We start from the raw sequence: 18,058 nt of genomic DNA on the forward strand, positions 1-18,058 counted from the left end.
TTTCTCCTTGTACGGGGTTCAGTAGGCGTGTCCGTTTTTGTCGTTGACCGTCTGGGCGTCGACCTTGCCCCACAGCACCCGATAGACCCAGGTGGTGTAGAGAAGGATGATCGGGAGGAAGATCAGCACTGCGACGAGCATGACGAATAGTGTCATGTGGCTTGAGGACGCGTCCCAGACCGTGAGGCTGGAGCGCGGGTCGAGCGAAGAAGGCAGGATAAACGGGAACATCGAGACGCCGACCGTCGAGATGATGCCGAAGATGGCGAGCTTGCTGAAGAGCAGCGGCGCGAGCTCGCGGCGGGCAAGCATCGACAGTAGCGTGGCGACGGCACCAATGAAGCCGAAGATTGGAGCGGCCATCATCCACGGATGGCTACCGTAATTTGCGAACCAGGCACCGGCGCTATGGTCGACTGTCTTCAAGAGCGGATTGGACGGACCGATCGAATTGATCTGGCTGGTAATGCGATAACCGTCGACTCCATACCAAAGAGCGAGGCCGCCAAGGGCAAAAAGCACGACCGTCGCAAGCGCTGCCAGACTGCCATAACGGCGTGCTCTTTCCGCGACATTGCCACTCGTCTTTAGTTGCAGCCACGCGGCGCCGTGCATGGTGAGCATGGCGACGGAGAGAAGGCCGCAAAGCAGAGCATAGGGATTGAGCAGGCCGAAGAACGAGCCTTCGTAGTAGATCCGCATATCGTCGGCGAAACGGAAGGGCACGCCCTGCAGCACATTGCCGACCGCCACGCCGAAGATCAGCGCGGGAACGAAGCCGCCGATGAACAGCGCGCAATCCCAGCCTGCCTTCCAGCGGGCGCTCTCGTGCTTGGATCGGTATTTGAACGCCACCGGCCTGAGGATGAGCGCGAAGAGGATCGCGAACATCGCCAGATAGAAACCGGAGAAGGAGACCGCGTAAAGCGGCGGCCAGGCGGCGAAAATGGCGCCACCGCCTAGCAGCAGCCAGACCTGGTTACCCTCCCAGGTCGGGCCGATCGAATTGATGGCAATGCGCCGCTCGGTGTCCGTCTTGGAGACGAACGGAAGCAACGTGCCGACACCGAGGTCGAAGCCGCCGGTCACGGCAAAGCCGATCAGCAGCACTCCGAGCAGCAGCCACCAGATGATGCGAAGAGTCTCGTAGTCGATCAATTCATGAAGGATCATGGTGGTTACTCCGCAGCAGGGATGAGGGTTTCTGAAATCAGATCGGCTTCCGGTTCGTCGTCTGGTTCCGGACCCTTGCGAATGCCCTTCACCATCAGGCTCATTTCGATGACGATCAGCGCCGTATAGATCGCCGCAAAGCCGAGCAGGGTGATCAGGACACTGCCGGCCCCGAGATTGGAAACGGCAGCAGCAGTCGGCAATACGCCTTCGATGACCCACGGCTGACGGCCGAATTCTGCGACGATCCAGCCGAATTCGATGGCGACCCAGGGAAGTGGAATGGCAAAGACAGCGATGCGCAGCAGCAATGGATAGCGATCGAGCTGACGGCGGGCCGAAAGCCAGAAGAAGATCGCTGTCAGCAGAATGAAGAACATGCCGAGACCGACCATGATGCGGAAGGACCAGAAGAGCGTCGGCACATGGGGAATGGTATCGCGCGCAGCCTGAGCGATCTGCGCCTCCGTCGCCTGCCGGGGATCGTCGACATAGCGCTTCAGCAGCAGAGCATAGCCGAGTTCATGGCCGATATCCTCGAAAGAGGAGCGTGCCTGCTCGGCGGCTGGGTCCTGTGTTGCGGCACTGGCGGCGGTCGATTGGGCGGCGCGGATCTTCATCAGCGCATCATAGGCTTTGATGCCGTCGCGGATGCGGGTCTCCGCCTGCTTTTCGAGCTGGTTGATACCGGGAATTTCCGTCGTCAGCGAGCGGGTGCCGATCAGGCCCATGGCCCAGGGGATATGCACGGCATAATGGGTTTCCCGTGCCTGCTGATCCGGAAAGCCGAAGGCGGTGAAGGCGGCAGGCGCCGGCTCGGTTTCCCACATGGCCTCGATCGCCGCGAGCTTCATCTTCTGATGTTCGGTCGACAGATAACCGCTCTCGTCGCCGAGAACGACGACCGAAAGGGCCGAAGCCAGGCCGAAGGAGGCGGCAACCGTCATCGAGCGCTTGGCGATCTCGATATGCCGGCCTTTCAGCATATACCAGGCGGAGACGCCAAGCACGAAGATGGAAGCGCAGACATAGCCGGCCGATACGGTGTGAACGAATTTCGCCTGGGCGACCGGATTGAAGACCACATCGTAGAAACTGGTGATCTCCATACGCATGGTCTGCGGGTTGAGCGCCGAGCCGACCGGGTTCTGCATCCACCCATTGGCGATCAAGATCCACAGGGCCGAGAAATTGGAGCCGAGCGCGACGGCCCAGGTCGCCACCAGATGTCCGACCTTGGAGAGTTTTTCCCAGCCGAAGAAGAACAGGCCGACGAAGGTTGCCTCCAGGAAGAAGGCCATCAGCCCTTCGATCGCCAGCGGCGCACCGAAGATGTCTCCGACATAATAGCTGTAATAGCTCCAGTTCATGCCGAACTGGAACTCCATGACGATGCCGGTGGCGACGCCGAGCACAAAATTGATGCCGAACAGCGTCCCCCAGAACTTCGTCATCTGCCGCCAGATCTGGCGGCCAGTCATGACATAGGTCGTCTCCATGATGGCAAGAAGCACGGAAAGGCCGAGTGTCAGCGGCACGAAAAGAAAGTGATAGAGCGCCGTCATGGCGAACTGCAGGCGCGATAGCGCGACGATATCGAGTTCCATAGTCTTTCTCCAACGCCCCAGAGGGTGGTTGATGCACCGCAACTTTGAACGGCCACGGTTACGATTGATCGGTCAGTCGTCTCAGTCCTGCCTCAACCTGGCGAGCGCTGTGTTGAATTCGGTTTCTCCTCGCCGCGCGGTTACGACGATGTGGCCCTTGTCGAGAACGACGATCCGATCGGCGATCTCGGCTTCCCGGCGAATATGTGTGGCGATCACCAGCGAACGGCCGCGGCTACGACTGGCAAGGCGCCGCATGACATCCCGTCCGGTTTCGCGGTCGAGACCTTCGGTCGGCTCATCGAGCAGCCAGAGTTTCGTGCCGCGCAGGAACAGACGAGCAAGCGCCAAGCGACGGGATTGTCCGCCGGACAGGCCTAGCCCGCCTTCGCCGAGGCGCGTGTCGATCCCTTTCGGCAGGGCTTGCACATCCGCGAGCAGGCCCGCATCCGCAAGCGCACTGTAGAGCATATCGTCGTTTGCTTCCGAGGCGGCAAGACGCAAGTTGTCTCGCAGGCTGTCCTGGAAAAGCTCGGTGCGCTGTGTCAGCGTCGACGCCATCACAGTTTCAACCGTGCCGCTTTCGGCGGCGAGTTCGCCGGCGAGAATGGCAAACAGGGTCGATTTTCCTGCTCCGCTTGGGCCGATCACCGCCAGATGCTCGCCCAGCGCCAGCGAAAGCGAGATGTCTTCAAGCGAAGCCACTGCCGCTCCCTCATATCGGGCGGAAACGCTGGAGAGACGGACGGCCAGACCGTCCGGCGGCATCTGATGTGCGGGGGAGTGAGAAACCTGTACCAGACGCGGTGAAAGGCGGCGGGCAGCAAGCATGGTGCGGCCGAGTTCCAGTGCTCCGCGACGCAGCACTGCAAAGGGTTCGAGCGCAGCGAGCGCCATCAACAGGCCACAGGCGGTGACTGGTGCACCGATAATGCCGCGTTCGGCCAACGAGGTGACCGTCAGTAAAGTGCCGGACAGCAACGCGGCTGAAGCGAGGCCGAAACCGACTGTAACTCCGCTTTCAATCCGGTTCAGTATGTCGTCTGCCTTGCTCAGGCGGTGATCGGCGGCGGCAATCGCCGTACATTGCGCCTGCAACCTGTTGGCCATGACGAGTTCCATCTGTCCTGCAATGAGATCAACAGCACGCGAGCGCAGCGCCTCGATTGCGTGCGCCCGTCGCCGTGCGGGTTTCAGAGCCAAGCGTCCCGCAAGAGCCGGAATGCCGAGACCGGCAGCAATGAGCCATAGGCCGGCGAGCAGGCCGAAGGGGACCGAGAGCAGCATCAGCGCGATGCTGACCGCTAGGCCCGAGACAATGGCGACAGTGGCCGGCACCAGAACGCGCAAATAAAGGGAATCGAGCGCGTCGATATCCGCCGTCAGCCGGAAAAGGAGCTTGGCCGGCCTGTGCATCAATATCGTTGCTGCCCCGGGTGCTGCCCAACCACGAAACAGATTTTCGCGTAGCGCCGCAAGCAGGCCGAGCGTCGCATCATGGGTCGTCAGCCGTTCGCCGTAGCGGGCGCCGGTGCGAAGGATCGCCAACAGCCTGATACCGGCCGAAGGGGCAAAGACATCGAAGGTGATCGCTGTTGCCGTCAGGCCGGCAAGCGAAGCAGCTGTAATGAACCAACCCGAGAGCCCGAGCAAAGCGATACCGGCAAGCACAGTGAGAGCTGACAGCAGTGCGCCGAGCAACAATGCGCGTTTGCGCCCCGCCAGGAAAAACCGACAAATGGGATAAAGAGCGGAGAATGTCGACGTCATGCCGCTTTCTCCCGAACCGATGCGTCGATATGGATCACCCGACCCATTCTTGCGGCCAGAACCGGATCATGGGTGGCAACAACGAGCGTCCGTCCGCGAGCAACCGCCAACAATGCATCAGTGATATCGCGTGCGGTTTCGGTGTCGAGATGCGCGGTCGGCTCGTCCGCGAGGATGATGTCGATATGCGGGGTTGCGGCGGCACGGGCAATCGCCAACCGGAGGGCCTCGCCCCCCGATAGGCCCGCCCCGCTTTCGCCGATCGACGCCGTGCCGCGCTGGGTTGCGACCCGCCGCAGACAGGCGAGATCGATCGCTTGTTGTACTGTATGCGGACTGACTTCGGGGCGACCAAGCGTGATGTTGCTGTTCATCGTGCCGGCAAAAATATGCGGCCGCTGCCCTATCCAGGCCATGCGTCGCCGCAGCTTCGCAGCGGAGATATCGTCAAGCCGCCGGCCGCCGATATGGATCGTGCCACTCTCTGAAGGAGCAAGGCCAGCAATCAACGACAGCATGGTCGTCTTGCCCGCACCGCTTTCTCCCAAGAGAGCCACATGCTCACCGGCTGCGATTGCCAGGCTGAAATCATCGAAAACAGGCATTCGTTCGGGCTGATGCCGGAAACGGAGCCGACTGATATTGATTGACGGCAATGTACGATCACGGCTGGTTTCCGCCGCCTTTTCATCGCGCCAGCCTGGCAGCATCACGCCGGTGCTGGACAGCGCGTTGAGAGCGTCCAAGGCAGCTTCTCCGGCTGCCCGGTCGTGCCAGACTGCCGATAGTTCTCGCAGAGGCTCGAAGAAACTCGGAGCCAGCAGGAGAATGAACAGACCGGGGGTCAGACTCAATTTGCCGGACCATGTCCCGACATCGATCGCGCCGAGCAGATTGAAGCCGACATAGACTGCTATTGCGGCAACGCCCAGCGCGGCAAACAGCTCCAACACTGCGGAGGATAGGAAGGCTATTCTGAGCACGGCCATGGTGCGGATTTTGAGCTGTTCGGCATCGGCCCGCAGCCGCAAGGCGGTAAGATCGACAGCGCCGAGCGCGCGAATGGTGGCAAGGCCGCGCAGTCGGTCGAGGAGAAAAGCATTCAGCCCGCCGGTCTCGGCCAGTTGCTTTTCGCTTGCCTCCTTGGCTCGCCAGCCGATCAAGGCCATAAACACAGGGATCAGCGGCGCCGTGAAGAGCAGAATGAGGGCTGCGACCCACGAGACGGGCGCAACGCAGACGAGTATGGTCAGTGGGACGGTGCTTGCCTTTAGCCGCGCCGGCCGGAAACGAGCAAGATAGGGCACGATGGTTTCAGCCTGCTCGGCGATCAGGCTGGCGGCAAAACCGGACGCTGGACGATTGCTGTCCAGTGGCGATCGGGCGGCGAGTGCTGTAACGGCAATCTCGCGCCGCCGGGTCAATTCTACGCGCGCCGCCCGAAAGGCCAAACGTCCGCCTATGGCATCGAGCCCAGCACGCAAGGCGCCAAGAAGAAAGACGAGCAGCGCCGGCACGACCGTTTCCGCAACGCCGCGCCCGTCGGCAAGCGCGCCTACGCCCAGAGCGAGCAGAGCCGCTTGAGGAATCCAGAGAAGGGCTGCCAAGGTCTGCACGAGGGCAGCGCGTGCCAACTTGGCGGGCATTACTTTTCGTGAGCTGTCTTTCGTAGAATCGGACAGGGTCGAAGTACTGGCGATGCCGATATCCGGTTCTTGTCCATTTTCTGGTATTGCTGCCGTATCGAAGAAAGGACTGGTCATTGCCCTTGCCTCTTGTCGATGGGGCTGGTGTTTGTGCGCCTGCGGCCGAGCGAGACGACACGGTCCTTCGCTTCGAGAAGCTTCGTCACCTTGGCCCCGAGCGACAACAATGTCGCAAGCCGGTCGGTTTCCAGCAGCCGTACCTCGTCGTACCAGTTGGTGAGCTGTTCGATCAGGCCGTGCATTTCGCTCATGCGCCCCTGGGCATAGCGCTCATCATCGCTTGCCGGGTGCTGCATCAGGATTTCCCGCAGCACGGTAAGGGTCGGGTCGACCTCGCGCTTCTTACGCTCTTCGGCGAGCGTTCGCAGGATCTGCCAGACATCGTCAGGTGTGGTGAAGAAGTCGCGGCGATCATCTGGCCTGTGCTTGAGTAGGACCAGGTTCCAGGCCTGTAGCTCGCGCAGGCTCATCGATACGTTCGAGCGCGAGATACCGAGCGCATCAACGATTTCTTCCGCGCAAAGCGGCTGCGGGGACACGTAAAGCAGGGCATAGATCTGCCCGACCGTGCGATTGATGCCCCAGCGAGAGCCCATCTCGCCGAAATGAAGAACGAAGGATTGGACGAGAGGCGGCAGATTCATGGCGATTTCCGTTGATACAGTGATTTCAGAAATTTCTGAAATCACTGTATTCCAGTTAAGCACTTTAGCAATTGCGATGTCGCCCATGCGTCAATCTGCGCCGTTGAGGTGTTGATCTAGGTGTTTTCTAGATGGTCTTGGCCGGTCTCGCTTTGACCTAGGTCAACCTCGGAAAATATCAGAGGGACGTGTGCTGCAAGGCATTCGCTTCACCAAAGCCGCGACGATATCTCCGTCGTCTCGAACAAGCAGACGATGTTGCGTGAAGTATCTAGGCGGTTGAAACAGTCAAGGCGGAGTGACGGACTGATCGTCTGCTCTCCCGCCTCGCTGCCTCCCTTAAACCCGCAAAGATAGCTCCGGCTGGACTAGTGCGCCCGGCGCAGGCATGGCAACGCCAAGGTAGGGATCGATCCATGTGATCTGATCGGTAACAGATTTGACGCCGGGCACATTCTCCGCTGCGACCTTCGCAGCCAGCCGTTCGCGCTCATCGAAGATACTTCCGGACAGTTCCACCACGCCATTGAGAACTTTGACTTTTATGTAGCCGTTCTGGCTCCAGCTCTGCTGCGATAATTCCGCAATAACCGCCTCTGCGATCGTCTCGTCGCTGACGTGTACCGTTTGTTTCGGCAGCATCTTGGCCAATGCCTGCAACAAGTCCGATCGGCAGACAATCCCGATGACCTTGCCTTTTACGACGACAGGCAGGCGCTTGATTCCATGCTTTTCCATGAGGTCGACAGCTTCGATGAGCGGGGCGTTGGGTGCGATGGTGACAACCTCAGATGTCATCACTTCCTCGATGCTGCGGCCATGCGAAAGAACATACTCATCGGCAAGCTTGCCGGGGCTGCTCAGAAAATCGAGCAGCCAGAACCGGTTGCGTTCAGTGTGCAATTCCCCGCGGCGAAGGAAATCGCCTTCACTGACAATGCCGACAAGGTTGCCGCTGGCATCGACAACGGGGAGACCGCTGACGCGACGATCGAGCATAATCCTTGCCGCGTCCACGACAGACGTTTCCGGGCTGACGGTGATGGCCGGTGCGTTCATGACCGCTTGAATAAGCATGCTCGTCTCCTGCTCTGATCCTGTGTATTTGGGGAAAAGGCTCTGCGCCTTTTCGTTTTTCGCCACACAAGGGTAGCAAGCCGTTCGTCATCCCACTTTGATCGGCGTCAATTTGACGGTGCTGCGTGAGGTATTTTGGGTAGGAACCGTTCGGTTCTTGACTGCATCGGGGCGCATCTCTGCACGCAGGGAAGGTGAGGAGAGGGAGATGGATTTGGGCCGGTGCGATAAAAGCCCGAACGGGAAGGCTATGAGGGGATAGACATCATCATAGCCGCGACCGCCATCAGGGCAACCGTGGTCCAGCCAACACATGCGGCGGTCTTGCCCATCGTATATGCGCCCATGACCTTCGAGTTGGCCGCCAGCAACAAGATGACGATGAGCAGGGGCACTGCGAGCAGGCCGTTGAACACGGCGCTCCAGAACAGAGCGTTCATCGGTGTGATCGGCGAATACTGGATAACCAGGGCCAAAAGCACGCTAATGGCGATCACCGTGTAGAAACCTCTGGCATCGTTGGGCGCGCGTTCAAGTCCGAATTTCCAGCCCATGGCCTCTGCAAATGCATAGCCGGCGGAGCCTGCGAGAACAGGGACGCCGATGAGGCCAACGCCTAAAATTCCGAGCGCGAAGATAAGCGCGGCAAACGGTCCGGCGAGCGGCCGTAGCGCGCTTGCCGCTTGCGCGGCGGTGTCGATATGCGTGATGCCGGCGACGTTCAGCGTAACGGCCGTTGCCAATATGATGAAGAAGGCCGTGAGGTTGGAGTAGAGCATGCCGCTCCAGGTATCCCAGCCAATCCGCCGGAGTTCTTTGGGGGCCGCCGCACTATCTGTGGATAACGGCGTCGCATTGGGGTTCGCATTCATATCCTCGACCTCTTCCGATGCCTGCCAGAAGAAGAGATAGGGACTGATCGTCGTGCCGAAGACGCCGACGACTACGGCGGCGTAGGCGGGTGTCGGGGTGATCGCCGGCCATATCGTTCTCAAGGCGACTTGCTGCCAGTCGATATGGACGGTGAATAGGACAGCCGCGTAAGCTAGTAGCGAAATCGTCAGCCATTTCAGAAACGCGACGTAGCGGTGGTATGGAATGAAGACCTGAAGTGCAAGCGTCCCAAAGACGAAGAACATCGTCATCAGGTGACGGTTCACGCCCGTGACCAACTCCGCGACTTCGCCCATGGCCGCAACATCGGCGGCGATATTTAGAATATTGGCGATCAGAAGCGAGAACACCACCGCATATAGGACGAGCGGCGGGAAGGTTTCCTTGATGTTTGCAGCCAAGCCCCGCCCGGTCACCCGCCCAATCCGCGCGCAGGTCAACTGCACGACGGCCATCATCGGAAACGACACGGGCATGGTCCAGAGCATGTTCAGGCCGAACTGAGCGCCTGCCTGGGAATAGGTAGCGATACCGCTGGGATCATCGTCGGCAACGCCAGTGATAAGACCCGGCCCGACGCTGGCAAGCGGGTGCTCCCGCAGGCGTGCGAGACGACCTAACAATCGCGAACGCCACGAATGATGTTCATCGGCGATCAGTTCCTGGGTCATCTGGCACCGTTGGACGTGGTGGAAAAACTGATGACGTTGGACGGCAGGAGTGTTGTCTGGTCAATATATCCGCCAACACCTTGAATACCTTCCACAAGTATCCGTATTGCCAGGCGCTGGATATTGGAATCGAGCTTCCCCTGCACTTGCACCTGTCTATCCTTTACGGTGACTTCGACTTGATCGTTTCCGAACCCGAGATCTGTCGCCAATCGTGCCGTCACGGCGAGCCTTATAGTGTCATCCTCGCTCTCGATATTTTGACCGGGCGCGTCAATGATGGGGTTGAGCAGATCACGTCGGCTGACAATGCCGACAAGGCGGTGATCGTTGATGACTGGAACCCGTTTGATCCTGTGAGCTAACATCAGGGTACCGATCCGCCCGACATCGGTATCAGGGGGAACGCTTATAACATTGCGATTCATCGCTTCGCCGACCGACCAACTGTGGATTTGAACGAAAGTGTTTAGACCATGCCGACCGTCATGCTCCCTTGCGTCGTTCACTGACGACACCCAATTGTCACCGACGCGTCGCATGAGATCCCCTTCGGTCAGGATTCCACACACTTCGCCGTCATCGCCGATGACTGGAAGGCCGCTGATATTTTTGGCGCGCATGAGCAAGGCCGCGTTTCGAACATTCAACGCAGGTATGACCGCAATGACGTTCTTGGTCATGATGTCCTTGGCCTGCATTGTTACCCCTTCTTCGTTCACCATCTGCATTTTAGAAGCCGCGCTGGCCATGAACGCGCAGCGATGCAGTGAAATGAGCTTACAGGCGCTTCGAGACTGTCTCGATCTTCTGAGTGCTTATCAGGCGTGTTTTCGGGCTTCTTCCAGATCGATCGACTGCTCTTGCGCGCAGGCCAGCAATTCCTCCGCATATGTCTCGGCGGACTGCGTATCAGTCCCGCATAATCTGGCGTCATGGCATTTTCGATCTATGGCGTGTCGCATCGCTTTCATGAGATCGGCTCGTGCTCCGACGTCATGAAGACGCATAAGACGGGTGAGTGCCGTCAGCGCGATCAGTTCAAGAACCATCATGCGGCCCTCTACCTCACCGAGGGAGGGAATGGCTTTAGAGGCTGCGCCACCCAGGCTGTCGCGTCTGGCTCTTAGCATTTGCTTATTCCTTCTTGGGTTTGGTTGCAGGAAGCAGTCTGCGGATATTCGCTACCGCGGCATTGATCAGAATCAATGAGGAGAGGAATCTTCCCAATCCGGTGAAGGGCGACGCGGTGATCTGTGTTTCAGGATAATTGCGCCTTGGAGGCAGGTCTGGTCGCGATATTCGCGAACTGCTTATATGGGTCATCCTCTGATTTGGACGGCCCAAGGGCGCGCAATGCATTCAGGATGACTGCGACATCGATGACTTCCTGAAGCAAGGCACCGTGCAGCGGAGGCAAATAGCCGAATGCTGCGGCGATCATGCCGGCAACTGAAAGGCCAAGTCCCGCAACCACGCTCTGCCGGGCGATCGCAACGGTCCGGCGGGCGACAACCAGCGCGCTTGCCAAAGGATCGAGCCGGTCCACGAGCAGGACGACACCTGCCGCCTCCGAGGAGGCCGCCGCTCCACGCGCGCCTAAAGCAACACCCACATCGGCCGCCGCGAGCGCCGGCGCGTCATTGACGCCGTCACCCACCATCATTACCGGACCGAAGCTTTTGGCCGCGATAACGGCCTCCACTTTCGAAGCAGGTGTCTGTTCGCCGAGCACCTGTTCGATGCCGAGGATGTTGCCGACGTGCGAGGCAACATCCAGACGATCGCCGGAGGCAAGAACGATTTTCGCAATTCCGGCACTGCGCAATCGCTGCAGAACGCTGATCGCTTCCGCGCGCACCGGATCGGCCATGATGATATTTCCTGCGACAACACCGTCGATTGCGACTGTCACCGCGGCTTCACCAGATCGATGGTGATCTTCAAAGGCGTGGGAAGCGCCAGGAGCACTTCGGCTTTTCACAAAGCGGCTACCGCCGATCACGACGCGGCGTCCGTCCACCATTCCTTCAAGCCCCGTTCCACCGACTTCTTCGACATTGGTCGGTGGGGAGAGCAGTAGATTGCGCTCATGCGCCGCTGCGATCAAAGCAGCTGCCATGACGTGGCTCGATGCTTGATCCAACGAGGCGGCAAGACGCAACAACTCGTCCTTGTCGACCCAATCGCCGCAGCCAACCGCCACGACTTGGGCTTTGCCGTGCGTGAGAGTGCCAGTCTTGTCGAGGATGGCAACCCGCACTCGGCTTAAGGCTTCAAGAGCGCTACCGTCTTTCACCAGACAGCCTATCGAGGCACAGCGCGAGATACCCGACATGAGCGCGACCGGTACGGCCAGGATAAGCGGGCAGGGCGTGGCGATGACGAGAACAGCAAGAGCACGTCGCGGATCGTCGGACAGCAGCCAGGCCGTCGACGCTATCACTACTGTCATGAGCAGAAACACCAAGCCATAGCGGTCCGCAAGACGCGCCATGGGCGCCTTGCTCTTTTGCGCCGTCTCGACGAGGCGTACGACCGCAGCATATGTGCTCTCAGAGGCAGGGCGAAGTGCCTTGACAGTAAAGACGGGACCTATCGATGCACTGCCGCTTAGAACCTCTTCGCCGGCCCGACGACCCACAGGCAGTGGCTCTCCCGTTAACGCAGATTCGTCAAGAATAGCCCGGGCAGACAGGAGAATACCATCGACAGGCAACACTTCGCCTTGGCGGATCATGATATGATCACCAGCAACTATCTTCTCGATAGGAGTTAGTTCCAACCGATCGCCAACATAGCGAAATGCAGTTCGTGCCATCCGTCCCATCAGCATTGTCATCTCACGGGCGGCGCGGCCGGATGCATATCCCTCCAGCATCTGCCCTCCCGCATACATCAGCGCAACGACGTTGGCTGCGAGGCTCTCGCCATATGAAAGGGCAAAGGCCATCGACAAAGCGGCGACGATATCCAATCCGAGATCGCCGCGACGCAAGGAACGGAAGGTCTGCAGCAACAACGCGCTCAGGATCGGCAAGGTGGCGAGTGCCCAGACAAATGAGGCAAGCGCGACGCTGTCGATTACTGCGAAGGTCAGGCCTGCCAAAAGCCCAGATGATGCGATCAGCACCAATGATGACCCATCGGTTTTTAGCAGGGAAACTACCGTGCTGGTCACGCTGGCGAATATCATGATCGGCTCCGCTAATTGGGTGCGTGAAAAGGCTGGCTTCGGGCCGATATTCAGACGCGCTTCATGCGAGCCATTAGAGCCGATCCCACCGCAGCGGACATTGATCTGTCTCAATTTTCAAGGTTGGCAACCCGGACGCAAACGACAGGCCCATGATGGATCCATGAGCTTCTGTTAGCCTTGAAGGCCTGTTCCATTCCTTGATCTCAATCAATGATGTGGACTTTGATCAACCCTATCTTTCTCCCAGCGACGGATCCCAAAAGAGATGGTCACGGACGAACCTTCGCTCATCCAAGGACGAAGCTTCGCGGATGAGCTGAGGCTCAAACTGAGCGTGAACGCCGTTAGGTGTGTGAAAAGTCTAATGGCGGTTGCTCTTTCAAGACAGAAGAGAGGATACGAAAATCATGAGCATGGATTGTACACGAACGGGCGAAGCGCTCCTTGCGGGTGCCGGGTGTCCACCTCCCTATCATCAAAACTGCAACTTTCGCCTCGACCGAGCCGGCAGCAACGAATGGGAAATCACGGTTCTGTCGCCCAGCGCCCAAGCATGGGTTCGTGACGAAATATGCTATCCTCTCGGCCAATCTCTGGGTGACAGCTTCAGGGTGGATATACTGAGCGCGAACCAGTTTATGAAGCAGGCGCAGGCGCGGGGATTTCGAAGCGAATTTGTCGGCACGGGCGGCAAGGATCTCTTTTGAGAGGTGGGGACATGTACAAGACGATCGTCTGTGCCGTAGGCCTTGGATCCAAGGAGAGAGCCGAGCATTTGGTGCGTACGGCCTATGCGCTTCTTAACACCGGCGGAATTTTGCATGTCGCTCACACTGTCGAGCGTTTCCCATCCCTTGTGCAGCAACGACCGGACGACTGGGCTGTCTCTATTATTAGCGAGGCGGAAGAAAAGATGTCGCAGCTTTGCAAGCAGCTTTCCGTGCCAGCGCTTGTCCATGTCCGTACCGGCCGTGCCGCCGATACGATCCTTGCGATTGCCGCCGAAATGAGTGCTGATCTGATCGTCGTGGCCGCTCATACGCCCGACGTGTTGGATCATGTCTTTGGCTCGACGGTCGACCACATTGTCCATCACGCAAAATGCTCCGTCCACATCGATCGGATTTTGCCTGCGGCGAAACAATAGATATACAGCCTGTGAAATGCTGGACCGAGACGGCGGCATTTTTGCGAAATATCAAAGTCTCGGTTCGGGCGATTTGATAGTCGTTCGATTTGCAATCACTCCAGTCTACATCGGTTCTCGCGTGGTTGCTGATATTCTCGCATCCGGAGACCATACGTTTCCAGTTATTTGGAGATGGGCGCAAAACGAATTTTGCTCGACTACATTTTCGAAAAGCGTGACTCATTCGAATGGTTCTGTGGCCTTCTACCCGTAACTATCCCAATCCACCTTTTCACCATATGGGCACCTCTGGATACTGTCGTCGCCCGCGAAGCGAGCCGCCCCGGCAGAGAACGGCTTGGTGACCGAGTTCTGCAAACATACAAAGCTTTACAATGCAATTTGCCTTTCCTAGGGGAGATCATCGAGAACAACGATGCCATTGAAGTTGTCGCAAGGAGAATCGACCGCATGATCCCCACGTCCGCTGGCTTGCAAGTTCGGTAACCCTTTGAGGTTAGTTCATGGACGCGCGTTTTTTGGCAGGGGAATGTTACGGCCCTGGTCGGCAATCAAATGCCGTTGAACCGTAAGTTCTGCTCGCGATCCAGAGATTTCGGAATTGCCGCAACTATCTCGTTGATGAGATCGATGTCGCCGACGAGCACGACAGTCTTCATGCTGCGAGGGATGGCCGTGTAGAGTATCATGCGGTCCAGCAGTTTCGATTGAACGACCGGAACGATCACCCCCTTGAATGCCGATCCCTGGGCCGTATGAACAGGCCAAACAGCGATTTTTCACAGAAATCCACAGCAACGTAAACGGCGGTTTTGCGGAAAAGCAACACTTGCGAAACCGCACGTTAGTTCCATAATTAGGCATTACGTTTCAATTCATTGATTTCGTTGAAATAGCAGACGTGTTTTGGGGATCGGCGGTTCACATCCCTTTCGAGAGCACCATTTAGAGATTGGCGTTTCACACCATCGAGAAAGCGCCATTGGGCGATGTGCGGAAAATGAACCTAATCAAAGCTGCGCAGCCATGTCTAAAGCGATCGAGTTTGACAAACTTTGCCAAATTCAGCTAACTTAGATGCAGTATGGAGGCTTGAATGGCTACGATGAATGTATCGTTACCGGACCCAATGAAAGATTGGGTCGAGGCGCAAGCCAAGACCGGGCGATATTCCAACGCCAGTGACTATGTGCGCGACCTGATTCGAAGGGACCAAGTGCGCAGTGATAAGATTGCCGCCATGCAACGCTTCGTCGATGACGGTCTCAAAAGTGGTGTTGGTGGCCGGTCGAAGGACGAACTCTTTGCCACGGCAATCGCACATGGGGAGATGACGCGCGGCGACAGATAATGCGTTTTAGCCTTTTTGTCGAAGCGGAAGAGGACATTATTGCGATCGCCGAGCAAGGCGTCCGCTTATTCGGATCCGCGCATGCTAAGCGATATCATGACGAACTATTCTCGCTTCTTGACCTGATTGCCGCTAATCCACGAATGGCGCGTGAGCGAGAAGAGATTTCGCCGCCGGTCAGAATCCATCCGTTCAAAGCCCATCTCGTTGTCTATCGGATCGAAGAAGACGGAGCCATTTTCGTGATCCGAATACGTCATGGACATGAAGACTGGGCGAGCGATTCTGTTTAGGCCTCGCCGATTGAGCGAATAAGCACAGTTGTATTGGTGCGAAGGGCATGTGCAAATCTGGTTGTACCTTCAGGCTTCACATTTTGGCCGCCGCTCCATTAACATAATGGCTTCCATGAAACACATCGGTCTCCTTAGCTTGCCGATGGCATCTTCGGGCCTAGCTTCCTGTTCGGCCGAAGTAAAGCATCGTGAGGCAAGTGCGAAGCGTGTCAATTTTCCAGACAAAGCATTATAAAATCCGCGAAGGTTACTTCTATTTTGAAGAAATTCTCGAGAAATAGCAATTGTATGATCTATTGGTTGATGTATTTGTGGAAAAGTAATTGATTTAAATCAACAAGTTTGCGTTATTGTTGATGTAAACATGGTTGTTGCCAAAATAGCCGGGGATTCTATGACAGGCCCTGCAAGTTTAATCGTTGATCAACTGGCGTCCTGCTTGCTCGGGAACCCGTCGACTGTTGTCGATTGGGAGCCGGTACTGACGCTCGCAAATGATAGTTTGCTCACTCCTGCAATGTGGTCATCCATATCAGAACGAGGACAGCTGGGCTTGCTGCCAGAAGAAGTAGCTTCGTTCCTTTGCTTCATTCATCGATGCAATGTTGAGCGAAATGAAAGGCTTCGCGCGCAATTGGAGGAAGTGGTTGCGGCGATGAATGCGGCAGGAATAACACCGACGCTCACCAAGGGGGCTGCGCTACTGGCGCTAGCGAAAACAGAGCGGCCAACAGCTCGTATCATGCGAGATCTCGATCTCGTGGTGGGAGATGATGAAAGGCAAACCGCGGAGAAGTGTTTGGTTCAACTGGGATATGCGCCAATTGAAGCTTTCGGTTGGGGACGATCCAAAGACGTTGGCGCTGTCGACTTGCACTATCCACCCGGCCGCTACCCCCGATACTGGCCTTCCGACACTACACTCGCGCAGCACAAGCGGGAGATCGATGTCGGTCGCGGAAGAGCACACATACTTTCAGCCACTCTTCAGGCACAGCATTGGATTGTCCACGACATGTTGAAGGATGGACATCTCTGGCGTTTTCACATCGATCTGCGAAACCTCTTCGAACTATACCTGCTTTCGAAATCACAGGATAAGATTGATTGGACAGAAATGGATATCCTGCTTTCGGATCCGTTAGGTCGCGCAATGCTGAATGCGCAGATATTGGCGCTCAACGCTGTTTTTGAGGCCAACATCGCGGCGGCCCGGACAATCCCTTCATGGCTTGGTGTGCACCATCATTTACGGCGCAACGAATACCATCCTCAGGTGGGAGGTGTGATCCGGTCTTTTGGACGTATCGCTTGGGGTATTCGTGTTGCGCAGATCCATTGGCGATTTCGGGGCCCTTGGCATGAATTGCCTGCGCGTATTATTCGCAAGGGGCAGAAAGTCATTGCGGCGCAAGTATCACAAGAAATTTAAAGCTCTCTTATGGTCTCGACGGCATCGTCCAAACGGGAGAATTCCATTTCAAATGCCTGCGATGTGTTGACCAATTCACGCAGTGCACCGAATGCGGCATCGGTCAATCGATGACCAGGCGCGGCCGCTTCCGCAAGCAGTCTTTGAAACGCAGCCAACGGATGTATCCTCGATAGCGAACACTGGCGCCCCGGATTTTGTCGAATAAAGATAATTGTCCTGGTCTTCATCGACCAATTATCATCGCTCTCGACTTCGCCAGGAAGAAATTTGACGATCTTCCCGTCTGGGCGAATGTGAACGGGAAGCGAGGCAAGCTGCGGGCAAAAGTCTTGTAAGAGCAGCCAGCTTCCATCCTTTACAGCGACCGGAAACGGGATGCCACGAAGCCGATTTGTCTCGTCGATAATGACAATATCGTCCCCGAGGATCGCGCATTCTTCTTCCGCGGCCAAAGCGAGGGCGAGCGTTGTTTTTCCCGCGCCGGAGGCGCCGGCGATCAGCAGTTGCGAGTCTCCGAAACGCAGGAGAGCGGCGTGCAACGCAAGCATGAAGTCTGTTTGCAGCAATGCGTCTGTCAGAAATGCCTTTACCGCGGGCACTATTTCCGCCTGAGCAAATATGCCCCGATATTCGCCATCCGCCATAAGTTCGTATCGATAAGAATTGACCTTAATGGTGAGGTAATGATGTCCCCACTGTGACTTCAGCGGTACGACGAGGCCCCGAAAAAGCTCTTTCAATTCCCCGGATAAGACTTTCGGGCACTCGATCAACCATCTGGTTCCATTCAAATGGAGGGCAAAGACTGAAGTCGAACTGGCGCACGTATCGAGGATACCCAACTCGATATATCGGTCGAGTAAATTTCCAGCATCTTCGCTTGTCAGCCCGAACTCGGATGAAAATTTGGTCAGCAAATGCCTGCGGCTCATGCCTGCAGTGCTGTTGAAGACACGTTGCCATGCCCAAGCCGCGAGCTTGTCTATTTCATAGAGATGCTGCTCCCGGCTGTTGAATAATGCAAAAGCATCACCCAATTGCGTAATCGAAATCCTTCGGCCGGGCAGCAGCATTATATTCATAGG

Annotated in this window: 17 protein-coding genes; 5 read left to right on the forward strand and 12 right to left on the reverse strand. The window is 57.2% G+C overall.

Annotated features, from left to right (window positions below):
* Positions 1-18: 18 nt before the first annotated feature.
* The 10 genes from cydB to RRH01S_RS08770 all read right to left on the reverse strand — a co-directional run bounded on the left by cydB (position 19) and on the right by RRH01S_RS08770 (position 12,738).
* Positions 19-1,173 (reverse strand): cytochrome d ubiquinol oxidase subunit II, encoded by a 1,155-nt coding sequence (gene cydB, locus RRH01S_RS08725; protein WP_012649385.1) that lies wholly within the window; start codon positions 1,171-1,173, stop codon positions 19-21.
* A 5-nt stretch (positions 1,174-1,178) separates the two neighbouring features.
* Positions 1,179-2,780 (reverse strand): cytochrome ubiquinol oxidase subunit I, encoded by a 1,602-nt coding sequence (locus RRH01S_RS08730; RefSeq protein ID WP_012649386.1) that lies wholly within the window; start codon positions 2,778-2,780, stop codon positions 1,179-1,181.
* An 81-nt stretch (positions 2,781-2,861) separates the two neighbouring features.
* On the reverse strand, positions 2,862-4,550 hold the full coding sequence (locus tag RRH01S_RS08735; RefSeq protein WP_042470954.1) for an amino acid ABC transporter ATP-binding/permease protein: 1,689 nt from the start codon (positions 4,548-4,550) through the stop codon (positions 2,862-2,864).
* Positions 4,547-6,313, reverse strand: coding sequence for a thiol reductant ABC exporter subunit CydD (gene cydD, locus RRH01S_RS08740; RefSeq protein ID WP_012649388.1), 1,767 nt, complete (start codon positions 6,311-6,313; stop codon positions 4,547-4,549). The genes RRH01S_RS08735 and cydD overlap by 4 nt, the downstream gene beginning before the upstream one ends.
* Positions 6,310-6,900 carry a GbsR/MarR family transcriptional regulator gene (locus tag RRH01S_RS08745; RefSeq protein ID WP_034522330.1) on the reverse strand — a complete coding sequence of 197 codons (591 nt, stop codon included), beginning with the start codon at positions 6,898-6,900 and terminating at the stop codon, positions 6,310-6,312. Before RRH01S_RS08745 ends, cydD begins: the two co-directional genes overlap by 4 nt.
* Before the next feature lie 339 nt (positions 6,901-7,239).
* The gene (locus tag RRH01S_RS08750; RefSeq protein ID WP_012649390.1) at positions 7,240-7,977 is read right to left on the reverse strand and encodes a CBS domain-containing protein; all 738 of its coding nucleotides are present in this window, start codon (positions 7,975-7,977) and stop codon (positions 7,240-7,242) included.
* Positions 7,978-8,225: 248 nt separating this feature from the next.
* Complete coding sequence (locus RRH01S_RS08755) at positions 8,226-9,542, reverse strand: NRAMP family divalent metal transporter (RefSeq protein ID WP_042470958.1); 1,317 nt, start codon at positions 9,540-9,542, stop codon at positions 8,226-8,228.
* A complete protein-coding gene (locus tag RRH01S_RS08760) occupies positions 9,539-10,294 on the reverse strand; it encodes a CBS domain-containing protein (RefSeq protein WP_051696904.1) in 756 nt (251 codons plus the stop codon). Before RRH01S_RS08760 ends, RRH01S_RS08755 begins: the two co-directional genes overlap by 4 nt.
* Positions 10,295-10,363: 69 nt before the next feature.
* A complete protein-coding gene (locus RRH01S_RS08765; protein WP_012649393.1) occupies positions 10,364-10,675 on the reverse strand; it encodes a hypothetical protein in 312 nt (103 codons plus the stop codon).
* Between the two features lie 128 nt (positions 10,676-10,803).
* The gene (locus RRH01S_RS08770) at positions 10,804-12,738 is read right to left on the reverse strand and encodes a heavy metal translocating P-type ATPase (RefSeq protein ID WP_042471196.1); all 1,935 of its coding nucleotides are present in this window, start codon (positions 12,736-12,738) and stop codon (positions 10,804-10,806) included.
* Between the two features lie 410 nt (positions 12,739-13,148).
* Here RRH01S_RS08770 and RRH01S_RS08775 point away from each other — a divergent pair, with 410 nt between their 5' ends.
* Together RRH01S_RS08775 and RRH01S_RS08780 are read left to right on the forward strand one after the other, a co-directional pair.
* Positions 13,149-13,448, forward strand: a complete 300-nt coding sequence (locus tag RRH01S_RS08775) for a hypothetical protein (RefSeq protein WP_037222128.1) — start codon at positions 13,149-13,151, stop codon at positions 13,446-13,448.
* An 11-nt stretch (positions 13,449-13,459) separates the two neighbouring features.
* Positions 13,460-13,888 carry a universal stress protein gene (locus tag RRH01S_RS08780; protein WP_034522328.1) on the forward strand — a complete coding sequence of 143 codons (429 nt, stop codon included), beginning with the start codon at positions 13,460-13,462 and terminating at the stop codon, positions 13,886-13,888.
* A 554-nt stretch (positions 13,889-14,442) separates the two neighbouring features.
* Here the strand turns inward: RRH01S_RS08780 and RRH01S_RS33925 are convergent.
* Positions 14,443-14,667, reverse strand: coding sequence for an ATP-binding domain-containing protein (locus RRH01S_RS33925; RefSeq protein WP_110924608.1), 225 nt, complete (start codon positions 14,665-14,667; stop codon positions 14,443-14,445).
* A gap of 320 nt (positions 14,668-14,987) precedes the next feature.
* On the opposite strand from RRH01S_RS33925, the gene RRH01S_RS08790 reads away from it, so the two are divergent.
* The 3 genes from RRH01S_RS08790 (at position 14,988) to RRH01S_RS08800 (ending at position 16,970) form a co-directional block, all read left to right on the forward strand.
* Positions 14,988-15,242 carry a type II toxin-antitoxin system ParD family antitoxin gene (locus RRH01S_RS08790; protein WP_012649398.1) on the forward strand — a complete coding sequence of 85 codons (255 nt, stop codon included), beginning with the start codon at positions 14,988-14,990 and terminating at the stop codon, positions 15,240-15,242.
* Entirely contained in the window at positions 15,242-15,535 is a 294-nt protein-coding gene (locus RRH01S_RS08795) for a type II toxin-antitoxin system RelE/ParE family toxin (protein WP_037222627.1), read from the forward strand. The genes RRH01S_RS08790 and RRH01S_RS08795 overlap by 1 nt, the downstream gene beginning before the upstream one ends.
* 367 nt (positions 15,536-15,902) lie before the next feature.
* Complete coding sequence (locus RRH01S_RS08800) at positions 15,903-16,970, forward strand: nucleotidyltransferase family protein (RefSeq protein WP_234711668.1); 1,068 nt, start codon at positions 15,903-15,905, stop codon at positions 16,968-16,970.
* Here the strand turns inward: RRH01S_RS08800 and RRH01S_RS08805 are convergent.
* Positions 16,967-18,055 carry a transporter gene (locus RRH01S_RS08805; protein ID WP_234711669.1) on the reverse strand — a complete coding sequence of 363 codons (1,089 nt, stop codon included), beginning with the start codon at positions 18,053-18,055 and terminating at the stop codon, positions 16,967-16,969. The two genes, RRH01S_RS08800 and RRH01S_RS08805, sit on opposite strands and share 4 nt — an antisense overlap.
* Positions 18,056-18,058 lie beyond the last annotated feature (3 nt).

The sequence above is a fragment of the Rhizobium rhizogenes NBRC 13257 genome, assembly GCF_000696095.1.
Classification (GTDB): Bacteria; Pseudomonadota; Alphaproteobacteria; order Rhizobiales; family Rhizobiaceae; genus Rhizobium; species Rhizobium rhizogenes.

What these genes read in the sequence shown, in the direction of transcription:
- RRH01S_RS08775 (WP_037222128.1), top strand. Translation starts at nt 13,149, where the DNA reads ATGAGCATGGATTGTACACGAACGGGCGAAGCGCTCCTTGCGGGTGCC.
- RRH01S_RS08765 (WP_012649393.1), bottom strand. Translation starts at nt 10,675, where the DNA reads ATGCTAAGAGCCAGACGCGACAGCCTGGGTGGCGCAGCCTCTAAAGCC.
- RRH01S_RS08800 (WP_234711668.1), top strand. Translation starts at nt 15,903, where the DNA reads ATGGTTGTTGCCAAAATAGCCGGGGATTCTATGACAGGCCCTGCAAGT.
- RRH01S_RS08780 (WP_034522328.1), top strand. Translation starts at nt 13,460, where the DNA reads ATGTACAAGACGATCGTCTGTGCCGTAGGCCTTGGATCCAAGGAGAGA.
- cydB (WP_012649385.1), bottom strand. Translation starts at nt 1,173, where the DNA reads ATGATCCTTCATGAATTGATCGACTACGAGACTCTTCGCATCATCTGG.
- cydD (WP_012649388.1), bottom strand. Translation starts at nt 6,313, where the DNA reads ATGACCAGTCCTTTCTTCGATACGGCAGCAATACCAGAAAATGGACAA.
- RRH01S_RS08730 (WP_012649386.1), bottom strand. Translation starts at nt 2,780, where the DNA reads ATGGAACTCGATATCGTCGCGCTATCGCGCCTGCAGTTCGCCATGACG.
- RRH01S_RS08735 (WP_042470954.1), bottom strand. Translation starts at nt 4,550, where the DNA reads ATGACGTCGACATTCTCCGCTCTTTATCCCATTTGTCGGTTTTTCCTG.
- RRH01S_RS08795 (WP_037222627.1), top strand. Translation starts at nt 15,242, where the DNA reads ATGCGTTTTAGCCTTTTTGTCGAAGCGGAAGAGGACATTATTGCGATC.
- RRH01S_RS08755 (WP_042470958.1), bottom strand. Translation starts at nt 9,542, where the DNA reads ATGACCCAGGAACTGATCGCCGATGAACATCATTCGTGGCGTTCGCGA.
- RRH01S_RS08770 (WP_042471196.1), bottom strand. Translation starts at nt 12,738, where the DNA reads ATGATATTCGCCAGCGTGACCAGCACGGTAGTTTCCCTGCTAAAAACC.
- RRH01S_RS08790 (WP_012649398.1), top strand. Translation starts at nt 14,988, where the DNA reads ATGGCTACGATGAATGTATCGTTACCGGACCCAATGAAAGATTGGGTC.
- RRH01S_RS08760 (WP_051696904.1), bottom strand. Translation starts at nt 10,294, where the DNA reads ATGGCCAGCGCGGCTTCTAAAATGCAGATGGTGAACGAAGAAGGGGTA.
- RRH01S_RS08805 (WP_234711669.1), bottom strand. Translation starts at nt 18,055, where the DNA reads ATGAATATAATGCTGCTGCCCGGCCGAAGGATTTCGATTACGCAATTG.
- RRH01S_RS08745 (WP_034522330.1), bottom strand. Translation starts at nt 6,900, where the DNA reads ATGAATCTGCCGCCTCTCGTCCAATCCTTCGTTCTTCATTTCGGCGAG.
- RRH01S_RS08750 (WP_012649390.1), bottom strand. Translation starts at nt 7,977, where the DNA reads ATGCTTATTCAAGCGGTCATGAACGCACCGGCCATCACCGTCAGCCCG.